Consider the following 17331-nt stretch of genomic DNA (forward strand, 5'->3'; position numbering starts at 1 on the left):
ACAGGGCCGGGAGTCGAAGCATAATGCTGGCTTTATGACGTTTTTTGGTGGCAAATTAAGGAAAGTTCTGGGGCTTTTGTTTAAAAAAACGACATGATTGGGCGAAACGGGGTGCTATACTTGTTAAAGTGAATCATGATAGGCAGAGGACGGACGGAAACGTTTCAAACCGCTGATGCGGCTTCGCCGACCTGCTGTCGGAATTGTGGGGTGGGGTTGTTGGCCGGAGAATTAACCTTGCAGTATCAGAAAGACGCAATCCCGAACCGGAATCTCCTGACGGAATGCCGCGCCATGAATCGGGATTGGTCCACTACGGCACGTTCCTGGGTGGGGAATAGCTTGCAGATAGTCGGACAGTTGTTGCTGGCCTTCTTTTTAGTCCGCTTCCCCGTGCCCGGCGGAATCTTTCCGGCCGGCGCCGCGGTTTTATTGGCCGCCAATCGCCGGAAAACCTTTGAGTTCTGGGCGCTGGCCGCCGGGACGGCGGCCGGTTTATTCACCGTTTACGGGCCGCTCATGGCCTGGTTGAGCATGGCCGCTTTTTTGATCTGGTTCGCCGCCACCGGTTTCTTCCTCAAAAAGCGGACGAGCCTCCCGTTAGTCACTTCATTTACGATCTGGGCGGTTTTGCGGATCGGAATCACGACGCTGGTCGGCCCGACGCTCCAGCTCTATGGCCTGGCCGCGCTGGAACTCCTGGCCACGTATTTATTGGCGATCGTTTTCGGCTATGCCCTAAAGTTTTTGGAAAATCCGCTCAAAGCCTATTCGAAATCGTCGCTGTCCGCTTTGGTCATCATGGTCCTAATGGCGCTGGGAGGACTCGGCGATTTGGCGTTGCTGACAGTCAAATTGCAGGATTTGGCCGCGGTCCTGTTGTTGCTGGCCGTTTCCTACCTGGGGGGCGGCGGAGCCGGGGCGGTGCTCGGATTGTCGCTAGCGATCATTCAGGGCCTCACCGGTGGCGGGCTGGTTACCCTGGTAACCCTCTACGGGATCAGCGGGCTCCTGGGGGGAGTGCTCAAGGACCTGGGCCGTTGGGGAACGGCGGCCGGCTCGGCGCTGGGCTGGTTCTTTGCCATGGGGCAGCTTCACTTCCAGTTGACCGTGGGACCCCAGGTGTTGCCGTGGGGGATCGGCATGGTCGCCTTTCTCTGCATCCCGCGGCGTTATCTGTCGCAAGTATCGAATTATTTGCCCAACCCGGAATCGGCTTCCTATTCCCGCGAGGAACGGCAGAAGTTACGGGAGGTCGTCATGGGGCGGCTGGATGATCTGGCCTCCATTTTTGAGGAGTTGGCCAAAAGTTTTAACAATGGCGAAACCGCGGCCGTCGCCGAGCAGAAGCCAGACCTATACTCGCTGCTGGACCGGGTTTGTTCGAAAAACTGCCAGCATTGTACGGGGTATGAGCTTTGCTGGCGCGAGAATTTCTATTCGACTTACCGTGAGATCTTCGACTTGCTGGCATTGGCCGAATTGTACGGCGAGGTCAATTCCGGCCATTTAAAAGGGAAGCTGGCCAAGACCTGCTTCCAGCAGTTCAAGCTGTTGACCACCATCAATCATCTCTTCGAGCGCTGCCAGACCGAGTATCAATGGCAGAAAAAGCTGGAAGAGGGGAAATATTTTTTGGCCAATCAATTGCAGGGGATGGCCGACATCATTTGCAGCCTGGCCAAGGAGATCTCCACCGATACCTCGTTCCGGTCCGAGGTGGAAGAACACCTGAAACTGGGCTTCAACCGGATCGGCATGAGCATCAAGGACATTGCCGTGGTTTCCATGGGCGGAGAACGGCTGGAGATCAAAATCCGCCAGCGCAGCTGCGATCGGAAGCATGAGTGCGGCGGCTTGGCGGCGCCGCTCATCAGCAAGCTGTTGGGCACAGAGTATATGGTCTGGGAGCGAAAATGCAGCCTGGAGAATGGCCAGTGCTCTTACTGCCTCAGTCCGGTCCGGCGTTACGCGGTCAAAACCAACGTCAGCAAGTTATCCAAGTCCGGCAACGAGCCCTCGGGCGACAGCCACTCGCTGCAAGAATTGAAGGATGGCCATTTCGCGGTGATTCTCAGCGACGGAATGGGCTCGGGCGAGAAAGCCTCGGAAGAGAGCCAGACCACCGTGGCCATCCTCGACAAGCTCCTGGAGTCGGGGATCAATAGCGACTTTGCCGTCAAAATGGTCAATTCGGTCCTGCTGTTGCGTTCACCCGACGAATCCTTCGCAACCGTCGACCTGGTTTTGGTCGATCTCTTCGACGGCCGGGCCGAATTCATCAAGATCGGCGCGGGCAGCAGTTATATCAAGCGCGGCCGCGAAGTGATCAGCATTCAATCGACTTCGTTGCCGGCCGGGATCCTGAACACCGTGGACGCCGAGCGGACCGAGATTCACCTCCAGCCGGGGGACATGATCATTCTGGCCACCGACGGCATCATCGACAGCAAGCCGAACCAGGCGGGCAAGGAGGACTGGGTGGTCCGGGCCCTGCGCCAGGTGGAAGTGGTCGGACCCGAAGCCCTGGGCGATTATTTGCTGAGCCTGGCCAAGATTAACCAGGACGGGGCGCTCAAGGACGACATGACCGTGGTGGTGCTGCAGTTCGTGGAGCGGGAGGCGGAATAAGCGGCGGGTAGGCCAAATTTAAAGAATCGAAGTATCCGGCTGTAATCAGCCGGATATTATTTTTTCGGAGCGGGGAACTATAAAGGTGGATCCGGCGTTTGGAAGAAGGAAACCGCAAATTGGCTAAAATACCGGTAAAACCCGGAAAACATTATTCGGCCTCTTTGACCCGGACCGGGCACATGGCCGGTGGTGGGTTCCGGGCGGTTTATTCTGGCAGGAGACAGGAATTTGGCTCTTTTTGGAGTAATAATATACCCAAAGTTCCATATTTTTTTGGTAAACCGTTCGCCAGGCCGGATCCAATCCGGCCTTCCTGCTCTTGGGGAACGGACGGACGGCTGATGATCGTGAACGGCGTTTTGAGGTGAGATGAATGCTGGAGCAATTGCGGCAGACGATCCAAGAATACCGGCTGATCGAACCCGGCGAAAGAATCATCCTGGGCTTCTCGGGCGGAGTGGACTCGCTCAGCCTGCTCCATGCGCTGCGGAGCCTGACCGAGCTGCGGCTGGAATTATGGGCGGTCTATATCAATCATTCCTTGCGGCCGGCGGAGAACCGGCTGGAAGAAGCATTGCTCCGGGAAGTGGGGGCGCGCTTCGGAGTCCGGACCCAAGAATTCGTCATCGACGTGCCGGGCCGGTTGCGGGAGAAACCGCAGTCCCTGCAGCTTTTCGCCAGGGAGGAACGGTACCGGATCTTCCGGGAATTTCAAAAGGAGATCGGCGCGGCCAAAGTGGCCTTGGCCCATCACCGGGACGATCAGGTCGAAACGGTGCTCTACCGTTTTCTGCGCGGCACCGGCCTGGACGGCCTGGCCGGCATCCCCGTCCGGCGGGACGGCATCTTTATCCGGCCGCTGCTGGAAGTGTCCCGCCGCCAGATTCTGGAGTATGCCCGGCTTAATGGCTTGGAATGGATCGAGGACTCCTCCAATAAGAAAACAGTCTACCGGCGCAACCGGATCCGGCTGGAACTCCTTCCGCAACTGGAAACGGAGTACAACCCGCGCCTGAGAGATGCGGTGGTGCGTCTGGCGGACCTGGCCGGCGAACACCGCCAGTACATGGAGGCCGAGGTGGAACGGCTGGCCCCCGCGGTCGCGGTCAGGGACGGCGAGCGGCTGGGAATCAGGCTGGCGGCTTTTTTGGAGCTCCATCCCTATCTGCAATATTATTTCTTGAAAAAGATGATCGGGGCCGCCGGGTCCGAGCGGCCGATCGAATCCGCTCCCTTGCTCCGTTTGCGGGAACGGCTGAACCGGGAAGGGACCGCTTTCAAACGCGGCGATCTTTTGAAGGGAGTTTCGGCGTATCTGGAAAACGGCGTGGTTTTCCTGGGGACGGCGCCGGCCGCGCTCCCGTTCGACGGCCGGGTTTCCCCGGTGGCCGCGCCGGGCCGGACTGCCCTGGGGGACGGCAGGGAGTTATGGATCGAATCCGGCCGGCTACCGCAGAATGTCTCGATTCCGAAAGATGAGATCTATGTCGATCCGGCCAAACTGCGCCTGCCGCTGCGGGTGCGATTCTGGCGGCCCGGCGACGCGTTCCGGCCCTTCGGCGCGCCGGGCACGCAAAAACTGCATGATTTCTTCATCAATCAGAAGCTGGCCCGGGCCCAGCGGACCCGGATCCCGTTATTGGTCACCGCCGACGACCGTATCGTCTGGGTGATCGGTTACCGGGCGGCCGACGATTTTAAAGTGGACGACAGACAAGCCATGGTCTGGCGCATCGCAATCAAACCTTTACGAAACGGTTGATTGTAATCATTTTTTTGGTATGATATAATATTTAACATGGCAAATTTGGCTTGTTTTGCCGGAGGGAGGCTTATCATTGCTGAAAATTGCTCGGGAAATACTACTCTATTTTTTAGTTGCGATTCTCGTGCTAGTATTTGTGGCTCGTTTCATGAAGATCGATAACCCGGTCGACAACCTCAACTTTGATCAATTCATCAAGCGGGTGGAGGCCGGTAAAATAATCGACGCGAAGGTCAATAACAACGACGGGACCATCGACGGGGAGCAGAAAGACTTTCCGAAGACCAAGTATCACGTGGAGGGCCCGGTCAACCATCCGGAGTTGTACTACGATCTCTTGCGCAGCAAAGGAGTGAAGCTCTCGTTCTCTAATCCCGGGAACGGCTGGTGGGCGTTTATCCTGCCCAACCTGGGCATGATCGTGATCTTCATCATCTTTTGGTTCTTCCTGTTGAATCAGATGCAGAATACCGGGAATAAGGCATTGTCGTTCGGCAAGAGCCGGGCGCGTTTGCATACGGAAGACAAGAACAAGACCACCTTCGACGATGTGGCCGGCGAAGATGAGGCCAAGGAGGAGCTGCAGGAGATCGTCGAATTCCTGAAGCAGCCGCGGCGCTTCACCGAGCTGGGCGCCAAGATCCCCAAGGGCGTGTTGCTGATCGGGCATCCCGGTACCGGCAAGACCCTGCTCGCCAAGGCGGTGGCCGGCGAGGCCGGCGTGCCGTTCTTCAGCATCAGCGGCTCCGACTTTGTCGAGATGTTCGTGGGCGTCGGCGCTTCCCGGGTGCGGGACCTGTTCGACCAGGCCAAAAAGAACGCGCCGTGCATCGTCTTTGTCGACGAGATCGACGCCGTCGGCCGCCAGCGCGGCGCCGGACTGGGCGGCGGACACGACGAGCGGGAGCAGACCCTGAACCAGCTCCTGGTGGAGATGGACGGTTTCGAGCCCAATTCGGGAATCATTATGCTGGCCGCCACCAACCGGCCGGATGTTCTGGACCCGGCCCTGTTGCGGCCCGGCCGTTTCGACCGCCAGGTTACGCTGGACATCCCGGACATCAAGGGCCGCGAGGATATCCTGAAAGTCCACGCCCGGGGCAAACCCTTGGCGCCGGAGGTCGACCTGACGGTACTGGCCCGCCAGACCCCGGGGTTCACCGGCGCGGACTTGGCCAATGTGCTCAACGAGGCGGCGCTCCTGGCCGCGCGGCGGGGCAAGAAAAAGGTTTACATGGAGGATTGCGAGGACGCCATCGAGCGGGTCATCGCCGGCCCCGAGAAGAAGAGCCGGATCATGAGCGCTAAGGAGAAGGACCTCACCGCCTTCCACGAAGCGGGTCACGCGCTGGTCGGGCATTATCTGCCGACGGTCGACCCCATTCACAAGGTTTCGATCATCCCGCGCGGCCAGGCCGGAGGCTACACCCTGGCGCTGCCGCTGGAGGATAAGCACTATAATACCCGCACCGAACTGCTGGAGAACGTGGTCTTCGCCCTCGGCGGCCGGGCCGCCGAAGTGATCGCCCTGGGCGAGATCAGCACCGGCGCCCGCAGCGACCTCGAACGCTCCACCAAGATCGTGCGCAAGATGGTCACCGAATACGGCATGAGCGAGGAACTGGGCTATATGACCTTTGGCCACGGCCATGAGGAAACGGTCTTCCTGGGCCGCGACATCTCGCGCGACAAGAATTACAGCGAAGAGATCGCCGCAGCCATCGACCGCGAGATCAAAAAGATCATGGACGAATCCTTCGAGCGGGCCAAGGACATCATCATCGAACACCGCGACGCGCTGGACCGCATCGCCCAGGCGTTGATGGAGAAAGAGACCATCGAGGGTCCGGAGTTTCTGGCAGTCCTCGAAAAGAAAGCAGGGGACGAACCCCCGGCGGTCCCGGAGACCGTTCCGGCCGAACCCACCGAAGCCTGAGCCGCATCATTTTAAACACGATTTCAAGAGGCTGCCCCTCCCACACGAGGGGCAGCCTCTTTTATTTGGAACGTGGGAAAAAACGGTTTTCCTATGCAAAAAACCGCCGGAAGGCCCGCCAAGCCCTTGGCTGATCCGCCGGACGCTTCGACGGGGCGGGAAAAGCGGCCGAAGCGTCCACCGCCGGACGGCGACGGCCTTCCGCAGGGGAGGGCCGGGTTTCCGAATCGTTTGGCGGAACCGGAAAACGGAACGGCGGACCGTCCGAAGCCGCCGGAAGGAGTTCCGAACGGTGCGGCGGGATTGCGGAACGAATCATCGGAAGCCCGGAGCGTTGGGCTGGATTGAAAAACGCCTGATCCTTCGGTATATTCCGCGGGATCAGGCGTCGAAGCGAAGGTTTTGGAGTGTTAGAAGCCGGGTGATAAAGTCTTTTGACTCGGAATAAGCTTAGAAAAAGTTATAAAACGGCTTTATCCCTTGCTTCTCTGAGCTTTTGTGTTCACCCTGGCCTTCGGACAGGGTTTATCACAACGCTTAGAGGGAAATTTTCAAGCTGATATCCAGGGCGGCCACGGAGTGGGTGATGGCGCCGCTGGAGATGATGTCCACGCCGGTGGCGGCGACTTCGCGGATATTCCGCTCGTCGATATTGCCCGAGGCTTCGACCACCGCGCGGCGGTCGATCAGCCGCACCATCTCCGCCATCTGGGCCGGGGTCATGTTGTCCAGCAGGATGATGTCCGCTCCGGCCTCCAGCGCCTCCCGGACCTGGGCCTCGGTCTCGGTCTCCACTTCGATGGTCATGGTATGGGGGATGCGGCGCCGGGCGCGGTCCACCGCTTCGCGGATCGAACCGCAGGCGGCGATATGGTTGTCCTTGATCAGGACGGCATCGGCCAGATTAAAACGGTGGTTGGCGCCGCCGCCCTGCCGGACGGCGTATTTCTCCAGCATCCGCAATCCCGGCGTGGTCTTGCGGGTATCGACCAGGCGCACCGGCAGGTCGGCGATCTGGCTCGTCAGGCGCGCGGTCTTGGTGGCGATCCCCGAGAGCCGCTGCAGGAAATTGAGCGCCACCCGCTCGCCGCTGAGAATCGAGCGGATCGGCCCGCTCACGGTGCCGATGACCGTTCCGGGGCAGACCGGCTCGCCTTCGCCGACCCGTTGGGAACAGCGGACCCGGGGGTCGACCAACTCATACACCAGGGCGGCGACGGGAAAGCCGGCGACGACCCCGCCCGCCTTGGCGATGAACGGGGCTTCGAGATTTTTTTCATTCTCCGCCGTAAAGATGGCTTCCGAGGTGATGTCGCCCCAGCCGAGGTCCTCCTCCAGCGCCAGCCGGACGGTTTTCTCCAGTAATAATCGGTTCATTCGCTTACCTCCACCGTATGTTCACGGAATAAAATATGCTTCCGCCATTCCGGGTCGGGCGCCGGATAATCGGAGCGGAAATGGCCGCCGCGGCTCTCGGTGCGCCGCAGGGCGGCGGAGACCATCAATTCGCCCAAGAGGAGCAGGTTCTGCAGCTCCAGATACTCCGGTTCCAGGGCGGCCGGGCCCGGCGGAATTTCTTTCAATAATTGCGCCGCCCGCTCCAGCCCGGGACGGTCCCGGACGATGCCCAGGTAATGGTCGGCCATGCGGTGCAGTGCCCGCCGGTCTTCCGCCTGGCGCGCGGCGGCGGTCCGGCATTCCGGATAATGGACCCGGAGCGGGTCAGCGGCGTCGGGGACGGATTCCGCCGGATGCTCGGCCAGGTAGGCGGCGATCCGCGCGCCGAAGACCAACCCCTCCAACAGCGAGTTGCTGGCCAGGCGGTTGGCGCCGTGGACTCCGGTGGCGGCGGTCTCCCCGGCGGCGAAGAGCCCCGGCAGGGAGGTCTTGCCCCATAAGTCGGTCCAGACCCCGCCCATCATGTAATGGGCCGCCGGCGCCACCGGGATCGGCTCCCGGGTGATATCCAGACCGTACTTCAGGCAGTTGCCGTAGATATTGGGGAACCGTTCGCGGATCCGATCGGGCGCGATCGCCGCCAGATCCAGGTATACCGAAGGATGGCCGGTCTTCTCAATCTCGCGGAAGATCGAGCGGGCCACGATGTCGCGCGGCGCCAGTTCCGCCAGTTCGTGATAGTCCGGCATGAAGCGTTGCCCGGCCTCGTTGCGGAGCAGCGCGCCCTCGCCGCGCACCGCCTCCGAGATCAGAAAGGGCGGGGCCGGCGGCCGGTACAGCGCGGTCGGATGAAACTGGACGAACTCCAGATCCCGCAGCGCGGCTCCGGCCCGGTAAGCCATGGCCATCCCGTCCCCGGTGGCCACCGCCGGATTGGTGGTCTTGCCGAAAAGTTGGCCGCTCCCGCCGCTGGCCAGAATGACCGCTCCGGCCAGGAAGGAGCGCAGCCGGCCCTGGTGGAGCGCAACCGCTCCGCAGCATCGGCCGGAGCGGGTGATGAGCGCCACCGCGAACTCTTCCTCATAGAGGCGGAGATTACCGCAGCGGAAAGCCCGATGAATCAGGGTGGCCGAGATCTGGCGGCCGGTTCCGTCGCCGTTGGCGTGAAGAATGCGCCGCCGGCTGTGGGCCGCCTCGCGGGTCAGGGCGATCGCGCCGTCCTTGCGATCGAAGGGCACGCCCAGCTCGATCAGGCGTTGGACCTGGTGCGGGCCTTCATGGACCAGGGTGGAGACAGCCGCCCGGTCGCAGAGTCCGGCCCCGGCCATCAGGGTATCCTCATAATGGAGTTCCGGCGTATCGGGCGGCCGGATGACCGCGGCGATACCGCCTTGGGCGTAGGAAGTATTGCTTTCGGCCAGAGAGCCTTTGGTCAAGAGCAGCACGCGGGCGGTTTTGCAGAGTTCCAGGGCAGCCGTTAACCCGGCGATGCCGCTGCCGATCACCAGATAAGGGGCGCTATCGGCCACGGCGGGGAGGAGGTTTGGAAAAGGGTTCAACGTAGCATTCCTCACAATCAAACGTAGGCCAGCATCCGGTCCAGGGCGCGCCGGGCCGGTTCGCGCACCGCCGGATCGACGGTGATGGCCGGCGCCATCTGCTCCAGCGCCAGCCGGACCTTGGCGACGGTCGTCTGCTTCATATTCGGGCAGACCAAGCCGGGCGCGAGCAGATAGAAGGTTTTGCCCGGATGCTCCTGCTGCAGGCCGTGGATGATGCCCATCTCGGTCCCGATGATGAACTTGGCGGCTGCCGCCTCTCTCACATAAGCGATAATCTGCGAAGTGCTGCCCACAAAGTCGGCCAGCGCGGTGACTTCGGAGCGGCATTCCGGATGCGCCAGGACCGGGGCGTCGGGGTGCAACTCCTTGGCCCGCAAGAGTTCGGCGGCGGTGACCCGGTGGTGGGTCAGGCAATAGCCCGGCCAGAGATGGATGGTTTTTTCGGGAACCTGCTCGGCCACGAAACGGCCCAGATTCTGATCGGGCAGGAAGATCAGTTCCGTCTCGGGGATCCGGCGGACCAATTTCACAGCATTGGCCGAGGTGCAGCAATAGTCGCTGACTGCCTTGACCGCCGCCGTGGAGTTGACATAGGCGACCACCGCCGCCCGCGGGTACTTGGCCCGCCAGCGCAGCACCTCATCGGCCGAGGCCATCTCGGCCATGGGGCAGCCGGCGGTCTCCGCCGGGAGGAGCACCGTCTTGTCCGGGGAGAGGATGGCCGCGCTCTCGGCCATGAAATGAACCCCGCAGAAGACGATGACCGGCGCCGCGGTGGCGGCCGCCGCCTGGCTCAAAGCCAGCGAGTCGCCGACGATATCGGCGAGGTCCTGAATCTCGTCGTTCTGATAATTATGGGCCAGGATCAGCGCCTGGCGCGCTTCGCGCAGACGCCGGATGGCGGCAATATCCGCTGAAAAGTCTGTTGCCAAGGTAGGGATTTCTCCAATCGTAAAATGAACCCCCGGCTCCGTCCGAGGAAGATGAATCCGGTCATCATATTATTGGCCAAAAAATCATTCCGTGGCCGCGGTCAAGGTAATTATCCTCATTTTACTTTTGGATAAAACATTTGTCAACTCTTGGGCAAATGGGATTTACAATCTGAAAAAGATCGGATAAGATTGTAAGCGGTTGAAAAAATATCGATGTGGTGGGGCGAGCAATGACCGTTTCCAAATTGCGTTTAAAAAATATGGTTTTCTATGGTTACCATGGAGTCTTCGACGCCGAGCGGGAGCTGGGGCAGAGAATCGAAGTCGATCTGGAACTGGAGCTCGAGGCCGGGCCGGCGATCCGCACCGACGACTTCGACGCGGCCCTGAATTATGTCGATGTCTACACCGTGGTCAAGGAGATCGTCGAGGAAGGCGAGTTCAAGCTGATCGAGGCCATGGCCGGCGCGATCCTGGATCAGCTCTGGGACGCATTCGACCTGCAAAGCCTGATGGTCCGGGTCCGCAAGCCGCAGCCCCCCGTCGGCGGGATCATGGAGGCGGCCGAATTTGAGCTCCGGAAAGAGCGTGACGCTTCCCTGTAACTTCCGGAGGGAACATTAGAAGCCATGTGATAAAGTCCTCTAATTCGGAAATCATCCTTTCAATGGACTAAAAAACGACTTTATCCCTTGCTTCTCTGAGCTTTTGTGTTCACACCCTGGCCTTCGGACAGGGTTTATCACAACGCTTTTCGGTCGGTTTGACTTGCCAGAAGTCAGCGACCGTGGTATAATTTGGTTATTATCCATGGCCGGTATCCTTCGGGAACCGGACCGCCGGATGGATCGGTTTTTTTGAATCATATGGGAATCCGCTTGGATCCGCAAGGACCGAGACGGGGGCATAAAGAACGAATTTTGGGAGAGCCTTCGTCGCGAGAGGGCTCTTTATTTTTATGCCTCGACCAAAGAAACGGAGGTTTTTGTGATGAGGGAAATTACGACCCTAAAACTGCGCAAGATGAAGCAGGACGGAACCAAACTGGTGATGGTCACGGCCTATGATTACGCCGCCGCCCGGCTGGCGGAGGAGGCGGGGGTCGACCTGATCCTGGTCGGGGACACCCTGGGCATGGTGGTGCTGGGATATGACACGACCCTCCAGGTGACGCTGGAGGACATGATCCATCACCTCAAGCCGGTGGTCCGGGGGACCCGGCGGGTGATGGTCGTCGGCGATCTGCCCTTCATGTCGTATCAAGTATCGCCGGAGCAAGCCGTGGTCAGCGCGGGCCGCCTGGTCCAGGAAGGCGGGGCCCAGGCGGTCAAGCTGGAGGGGGGCGCGGCGGTGGTCCCGGCGATCAGCCGGATCACCGCCGCCGGAATACCGGTCCTGGGCCACCTCGGATTCACCCCGCAGTCGGTACACCAGTTGGGCGGCGCCATCTTTCAGGGCAAGACGGCGGCCAAGGCCCGCGGCTTGCTCGAGGATGCGCTGCGGCTGGAAGACGCCGGAGTCTGCGCCGTCGTTTTGGAGCTGGTTCCCTGGGAAGCGGCGGAACTGATCAGCCGGCGGTTGACGGTTCCGACCATCGGAATCGGATCCGGGCCGGCTTGTGACGGCCAGGTCCTGGTCTATCACGATCTGCTGGGACTCAACCCGGAAATCCGGCTGAAGCATAACAAGGTCTTCGCGGAGATCGGCAAGCTGACCTCGGCCGCGCTCGGCGCCTATGCGGCCGAGGTTCGTTCCGGGCAATTCCCGGCCGAGGAACATACCCGGCGCATGGATCCCGCGGCCTGGCGGGAATTGCAAGAGAGCGCCGGCATGACCCGCCCGGAAGGGGGACGGCCATGAAGACCATCCGTTCGATCGCCGCGTTGCAGGAGGAGATCCGGGAAGCGCGCCGCCGGGGAGAATCCGTCGGATTCGTGCCGACCATGGGTTATTTTCATGAAGGGCATCTCTCGTTGATGCGCCGGGCCCGCCGGGAGAACGGGCTGGTCGTGGTCAGCCTGTTCGTCAATTCCCTGCAATTCGGGCCCAACGAGGATTTTGCCAAATACCCGCGGGATTTGGACCGCGACGCGCAAATGGCCGAGGGGACCGGGGTGGATCTGCTCTTCCATCCCGAGGCGGCCGAAATGTATCCCGAAGGCTTCCAGACCACGGTGACCGTGGGCGAGTTAACCGAAGGACTCTGCGGCGCCAGCCGGCCGGGGCATTTTCAAGGGGTGGCCACGGTCGTATTGAAACTTTTCCATATCGTCCAGCCGGACCGGGCGTACTTCGGGGAGAAGGATGCCCAACAGTTGCGGGTGATCCGCCGGATGGCGCGGGACCTGAATCTCGGCCTGGCGGTGGTGGGATGCCCGATCGTCCGGGAACCGGACGGCCTGGCGCTCAGTTCGCGCAATATCTTCTTAGCTCCGGCGGAACGCCAAGCCGCTTTGGTGCTCTACCGGACCCTGCAACGGGCCGGGGAATTGCTCGCCGCCGGAGAACGGGATAGTACCGCGCTGCGCCGGGAATTATTTACGGTGTTGGACGGGGAACCCCTGGCCGAGCTGGATTACCTGGCCATCGTCGACAGCGACACCCTGCAACCGCGGCAACCGCTGGCCGGAACCATCCTGGTGGCGCTGGCGGTCCGGATCGGCAAGACCCGGCTGATCGATAACCTGACCTTTGCCATCACCAACTGAAACAACCGCGGCGACTGTCGTCCGCTCCGGAAATGAGGAGAAAAAAAGATGTTACGGAATATGTGCAAGTCCAAGATTCACCGGGCCACGGTCACCGAGGCCAACCTGAATTACGTCGGCAGCATCACCATTGATGAGACGCTGCTTCAAAAGACGGATATTTTGCCCTATGAACTGGTCCAGGTCGTCAACATCAATAATGGGGAACGGTTTGAGACCTATGCCATTGCCGGAGCTCCCGGTTCGGGGACGGTCTGCCTGAACGGCGCGGCGGCCCGCCTGGCGGTCCCCGGCGATATCGTCATCATCATCGCCTACGGCCTCTATGACCCGGAGGAGCTGGAGCGCTGGGAACCGCGGATCGTCCACGTGGACGCCAACAACCGGATCATCGGCTGATCCCTCCGTCCGGCCGCTTGCCACTCATCCATGCCTCGCCTGGGTCTCAGCTCCATTTGGCGCCCCACAGCTTCATCTCGACGATGACCGGTTTCAGGCTGCGGCCTTTCTCCGTCAGCTCATACTCCACGGTCGGCGGGATAGTCGGATACGCGGTGCGGGTCAGGATCCCTTTGGCCTCCAGCTCGCGAAGGCGTCCCGCCAGCGTCTTGGGGCTGATCCCCGGCATGGCGTGGCGCAATTCTCCGAAGCGTCTGACGCCCTCGAATAACTCCTTAATAATCAAGAAGCTCCATTTGCCCTCGAGGATCTCCAAAGCTTTCTCGATGGAACACTCGACATTGGGCGGGCACGTTTTTTCAAGAGATTCTTCCATAGAGTGCATCTCCTTATCCCGAGGGTCGCTCCGCGACTTTGCACCGGCGCTAGCCGGTAGCCTCGGGGATACTAGTATCGTTTTGGAAACTACTTTTTATATTATACCGGCAATGCTATAATAGTCAATAACTCCCATCCGGCCCAATGGGGCATCATGGGGAGGTAGCAAGGAATTCTCGAAGCAGCAGGAGGAGCTAGGATGAGCGCTACAGTTTTGTTTTCACCGGTAACCTTCGACAAGTATGACTCCGAGGTTACGCTGCCGGCCAAATTCGGACGCTTGATCGATCGCCTGGGAATGGCCGAAACCGTCCAGGGCAAGTGGACCGTCATCAAAATGCACTTGGGCAGGAGAATCGGTTATTCGACCATCCCGCCTTTGTTTGTGAAGATTCTCGTCGACAAGCTGCAGTCCTACGGCGCCAAGGTATATATCAGCGACCAGGAAATCGCCAATGCCAAAGCCCGGGGTTATTCCGAGGATTATCTGGGGGTGCCGATCGTTCCGGCTTGCGGCGTCACCGGCAAGTATTTCTATGAGCAGCGGGTGGACTTCAAGACCTTTCAAAACGTCGATGTGGCCGGGAATATCTACGACGCCGAAGTGATGATCGACCTATCGCACGTCAAAGGCCATGGCGCCTGCGGGTACGGCGGGGCCTGCAAGAATATTGCCATGGGTTGCGTCACCGACCGGACCCGGCAGCAGATCCACGGGTTGGAAGGCGGCCTGGAATGGAACGAGCAATTGTGCAGCGGTTGCGAGCTTTGCGTCAACAGCTGTAATCATGATGCCAACAGTTTTCAGGACGGCAAGTATCGGGTCAACTTCCATCACTGTACCTACTGCCAGCATTGCGTCAAGGTCTGTCCCAGCGGCGCCTTGACCATGGACGCCCGGCGTTATGAGGATTTCCAACAGGGGATGGCCATCTGTACCGACACGGTGTTGAAACAGTTCCAGCCGGGCCATGTCTTCTATATCAACGTCTTGCTCCAGATTACAGCCCTCTGTGACTGCTGGGGCTTGACAACGCCGGCGCTGGTTCCGGATCTCGGCATCATGGCGGCCACCGACATTGTCGCGATCGAACAGGCCTGCCTCGACGCCATCCGGTTCGAAAACCTGATCCCCAGCGGCATACCGCAGGGAATGGAACTGGGGACCAGCGGACACCTTTTCGAAAGGCTCCATGGGAAGAATCCCTTTATCCAACTGCAGGAATTGGAGAAACGGGGCTTGGGAAACCGCGAATACCGGCTGGAGACGGTCGAATGATTCTTGAGGCGCCATCTTCACAGAAGATGGCGCCTCATAGGACATCGAGTCGGTCGATAAATTGGAAAGAGCGGCTTTTAGGGCCGCTCTTTCCAATTGCAAACCAAAAAGTATGGTCAGCGTTTCGGCTGAGGCTTCTCTTCGAGGAGCAGCTTCACGCTGAGCGGATTTCCTTTCCGGATAAACTGGATGGCCAGTTGATCGCCGACTTTATGCTGCCGGATAATCTTGATCAGATCGTCGACGCCGGAGATCTCCTGTTCATCCACTCGAATGATGAGATCGTAGGTGCGCAGGCCGGCTTTATCGGCCGGGCCGCCTTTGACGGGGCCGATGAGCACGCCCTCGGCGGTGGAGATGCTCAGCGCCGCGCGGTCTTTGGTGTCCAATAGCTTGAGGTCGATCATGGCCGCGCCGATCCAGGGATGGCTGAGCCGCCCTTTGGCCATCAGCTCTTTGAGATTCTCTTTTACGGTATTGATGGGAATGGCGAAACTCAAATTCTGCCCGGCGGAGCTGACTGCGGTGTTGATGCCGATCACTTCTCCTTGCAGATTGAGCAGGGGTCCGCCGCTGTTGCCGGGGTTGATGGCGGCATCGGTCTGCAGCATATTCTCGTATGTAGTGCTGTCGCCGTTATCCACGCCCGCTGTCAACGGACGGCCCTTGGCGCTGATGATCCCTTGGGTGACGGTATGGTCGAGTCCGTACGGGTTGCCGATGGCCACGACCCATTCTCCGACCCGGATCCGGTCCGAGTCGCCAAAACGGAAATACCTGGCCGGCTCGGCGAGGTCCACTTTGAGGATGGCCAGGTCAAATTCGGTATCCAGGCCCACGACCGTGGCAGGCAGCGGTTTTTTCTGGCCTTGCAGCGTGACCTCGATCGATTGGGCGCCGGCGACCACATGGGCGTTGGTCAGGATATGGCCTTGCTCATCGAAGAAAAAACCGCTGCCGAAACCCTGAAATTGCTGCTTCTTTTTGCCAAAGAAGAACGACTGTACCTGCTTTTCGAAATTGGCGGTTATCCAGACGACTTTGGACATATTCGACTCGGCGATGTCCGCCACGATGCTCGTGCCGATGAGGTCCGGCCCCGGCGCCGCGGCTCGGACTTGCCCCAGCGGCAGCAGGGAGCCGAAGGCGAGCGCCAGAACCATCGCCAAAACGATCAACCGGGAACGGATGCTTCGAGAAGTTGTCAATGCGATCACCTCTTGAGAAACTTTCTTCACTTATACAACGTTCTCCTGTGGGAAATAGTTCCACCCCTCGTACGGAAACGAATGAACCCCGGAAGTTGCGGCGCAAGCGCGAATCGGTTATAATGACGGAGGGTGAATGCGATGGAAGAGATACTCCAATTCTTGCTGGAACGGTCCGGACAATATATATCCGGCGAAGCGTTGGCGCGCCGGGCCGGGATTACCCGGGCCGGAATCTGGAAACAAATTGAGCAACTGCGCGCCCTGGGGTTTACCATTGAATCGGCGCCGCGGAAAGGCTACCGGCTGACCGGGGGAGGCGACGCCTTACTCCCGGTGGTGGTCAAAGACGGGCTCCGTACCGAGCGTTTCGGCCGCAGCCTTCGCTATCAGTTCGAAACCGATTCGACCAATTCGTGGGCGCGGCGGCAGGCGGAAGCCGGAGAACCGGAGGGCACGGTACTGGTCGCCGAGACGCAACGGCAAGGCAGAGGTAGAATGGGCCGGGCCTGGTCGTCGACCCCGGGGAAGGGATTGTGGTTCAGCATGATCCTCCGGCCCCGCTTGAGCGCGGCCGATTTGGCCGGGCTCATGACCCTGACCGCGGTGTCGATGGCCCGGGCGATTGCGGCTGTTACGGGAACCGCTCCCGACATCAAATGGCCCAACGATATTCTTTATCGAGGCCGCAAGCTGGTGGGGATCCTGGCCGAGATGAAAGGCGAACTGGATTGGGTCAACTACTTGGTGATCGGGATCGGCGTAAATGTCAATCATGAGGCGGCGGATTTTCCGCCGGAACTGGCCGACCGGGCCGGATCGCTCCGTCAGATTGCCGGGCGGAACTTCTCCCGCGCCGAACTGCTCCGGGAGTTCCTGGCCGAGTTTGAACGGGCCTATGATGATGTCCCAGCCAACGGACTGGCGGCGGTCATTCAGTATGCCCGGGAGCATTCGGCCACTTTGGGCCGGGAGGTTACGGTGAGCCAGGGCTTTGGCCGGACCATCACCGGAATGGCGCTGGACCTGGCCGAGGACGGCAGCCTGCTGCTGCGGGATCATGCCGGAGAGTTGCTCCGGCTGAGTTCCGGAGAGCTCATCGCCGGAGCAGCGGAATAGCCGCTTGGCA

General features: G+C 60.2%; 14 protein-coding genes. 9 read left to right on the forward strand and 5 right to left on the reverse strand.

The window, feature by feature from the left end; all coding sequences use genetic code 11:
• The first annotated feature begins 219 nt into the window (after positions 1-219).
• The 3 genes from spoIIE (at position 220) to ftsH (ending at position 6335) form a co-directional block, all read left to right on the forward strand.
• Positions 220-2631 carry a stage II sporulation protein E gene (gene spoIIE / locus EDC14_RS07960; RefSeq protein WP_165907882.1) on the forward strand — a complete coding sequence of 804 codons (2412 nt, stop codon included), beginning with the start codon at positions 220-222 and terminating at the stop codon, positions 2629-2631.
• Between the two features lie 376 nt (positions 2632-3007).
• On the forward strand, positions 3008-4396 hold the full coding sequence (tilS, locus tag EDC14_RS07965) for a tRNA lysidine(34) synthetase TilS (protein WP_132013751.1): 1389 nt from the start codon (positions 3008-3010) through the stop codon (positions 4394-4396).
• Positions 4397-4472: 76 nt separating this feature from the next.
• Positions 4473-6335: an ATP-dependent zinc metalloprotease FtsH gene (gene ftsH / locus EDC14_RS07970; RefSeq protein ID WP_207930723.1), complete on the forward strand. Its 1863-nt coding sequence runs from the start codon at positions 4473-4475 to the stop codon at positions 6333-6335.
• 537 nt (positions 6336-6872) lie between these two features.
• Here ftsH and nadC read toward each other — a convergent pair.
• Genes nadC through nadA form a run of 3 tightly spaced genes read right to left on the reverse strand, consistent with a single transcriptional unit; the run spans position 6873 to position 10227 of the window.
• The gene (gene nadC, locus EDC14_RS07975) at positions 6873-7712 is read right to left on the reverse strand and encodes a carboxylating nicotinate-nucleotide diphosphorylase (protein ID WP_132013752.1); all 840 of its coding nucleotides are present in this window, start codon (positions 7710-7712) and stop codon (positions 6873-6875) included.
• Positions 7709-9292 (reverse strand): L-aspartate oxidase, encoded by a 1584-nt coding sequence (gene nadB, locus EDC14_RS07980; protein ID WP_132013753.1) that lies wholly within the window; start codon positions 9290-9292, stop codon positions 7709-7711. The genes nadC and nadB overlap by 4 nt, the downstream gene beginning before the upstream one ends.
• Before the next feature lie 17 nt (positions 9293-9309).
• A complete protein-coding gene (gene nadA, locus EDC14_RS07985) occupies positions 9310-10227 on the reverse strand; it encodes a quinolinate synthase NadA (RefSeq protein ID WP_132013754.1) in 918 nt (305 codons plus the stop codon).
• A 233-nt stretch (positions 10228-10460) separates the two neighbouring features.
• Here nadA and folB point away from each other — a divergent pair, with 233 nt between their 5' ends.
• From folB to panD, 4 genes are all read left to right on the forward strand, one after another.
• The gene (gene folB, locus EDC14_RS07990) at positions 10461-10835 is read left to right on the forward strand and encodes a dihydroneopterin aldolase (protein WP_132013755.1); all 375 of its coding nucleotides are present in this window, start codon (positions 10461-10463) and stop codon (positions 10833-10835) included.
• Between the two features lie 385 nt (positions 10836-11220).
• Positions 11221-12090, forward strand: a complete 870-nt coding sequence (gene panB, locus EDC14_RS07995) for a 3-methyl-2-oxobutanoate hydroxymethyltransferase (RefSeq protein ID WP_207930724.1) — start codon at positions 11221-11223, stop codon at positions 12088-12090.
• Positions 12087-12938: a pantoate--beta-alanine ligase gene (gene panC / locus EDC14_RS08000; protein WP_132013757.1), complete on the forward strand. Its 852-nt coding sequence runs from the start codon at positions 12087-12089 to the stop codon at positions 12936-12938. Before panB ends, panC begins: the two co-directional genes overlap by 4 nt.
• A gap of 48 nt (positions 12939-12986) precedes the next feature.
• Positions 12987-13337 carry an aspartate 1-decarboxylase gene (gene panD, locus EDC14_RS08005; RefSeq protein WP_132013758.1) on the forward strand — a complete coding sequence of 117 codons (351 nt, stop codon included), beginning with the start codon at positions 12987-12989 and terminating at the stop codon, positions 13335-13337.
• A gap of 46 nt (positions 13338-13383) precedes the next feature.
• Here panD and EDC14_RS08010 read toward each other — a convergent pair whose 3' ends face one another.
• Positions 13384-13713 (reverse strand): winged helix-turn-helix transcriptional regulator, encoded by a 330-nt coding sequence (locus EDC14_RS08010; RefSeq protein ID WP_424337403.1) that lies wholly within the window; start codon positions 13711-13713, stop codon positions 13384-13386.
• Positions 13714-13914: 201 nt separating this feature from the next.
• Between EDC14_RS08010 and EDC14_RS08015 the strand changes: the two genes are divergently transcribed.
• Positions 13915-14994 (forward strand): DUF362 domain-containing protein, encoded by a 1080-nt coding sequence (locus tag EDC14_RS08015; protein WP_132013760.1) that lies wholly within the window; start codon positions 13915-13917, stop codon positions 14992-14994.
• 116 nt (positions 14995-15110) lie between these two features.
• Here EDC14_RS08015 and EDC14_RS08020 read toward each other — a convergent pair whose 3' ends face one another.
• Positions 15111-16232: a S1C family serine protease gene (locus EDC14_RS08020; protein WP_132013761.1), complete on the reverse strand. Its 1122-nt coding sequence runs from the start codon at positions 16230-16232 to the stop codon at positions 15111-15113.
• 111 nt (positions 16233-16343) lie between these two features.
• Here EDC14_RS08020 and EDC14_RS08025 point away from each other — a divergent pair, with 111 nt between their 5' ends.
• Positions 16344-17321, forward strand: coding sequence for a biotin--[acetyl-CoA-carboxylase] ligase (locus EDC14_RS08025; protein ID WP_132013762.1), 978 nt, complete (start codon positions 16344-16346; stop codon positions 17319-17321).
• The last annotated feature ends 10 nt before the right edge of the window (positions 17322-17331 follow it).

It is taken from the genome of Hydrogenispora ethanolica (assembly GCF_004340685.1).
GTDB lineage: Bacteria > Bacillota > UBA4882 > UBA8346 > UBA8346 > Hydrogenispora > Hydrogenispora ethanolica.

Coding starts and splice junctions, on each gene's coding strand:
- tilS (WP_132013751.1), top strand. CDS start 3,008: ATGCTGGAGCAATTGCGGCAGACGATCCAAGAATACCGGCTGATCGAA.
- nadC (WP_132013752.1), bottom strand. CDS start 7,712: ATGAACCGATTATTACTGGAGAAAACCGTCCGGCTGGCGCTGGAGGAG.
- folB (WP_132013755.1), top strand. CDS start 10,461: ATGACCGTTTCCAAATTGCGTTTAAAAAATATGGTTTTCTATGGTTAC.
- panB (WP_207930724.1), top strand. CDS start 11,221: ATGAGGGAAATTACGACCCTAAAACTGCGCAAGATGAAGCAGGACGGA.
- panC (WP_132013757.1), top strand. CDS start 12,087: ATGAAGACCATCCGTTCGATCGCCGCGTTGCAGGAGGAGATCCGGGAA.
- panD (WP_132013758.1), top strand. CDS start 12,987: ATGTTACGGAATATGTGCAAGTCCAAGATTCACCGGGCCACGGTCACC.
- EDC14_RS08010 (WP_424337403.1), bottom strand. CDS start 13,713: ATGGAAGAATCTCTTGAAAAAACGTGCCCGCCCAATGTCGAGTGTTCC.
- EDC14_RS08015 (WP_132013760.1), top strand. CDS start 13,915: ATGAGCGCTACAGTTTTGTTTTCACCGGTAACCTTCGACAAGTATGAC.
- EDC14_RS08025 (WP_132013762.1), top strand. CDS start 16,344: ATGGAAGAGATACTCCAATTCTTGCTGGAACGGTCCGGACAATATATA.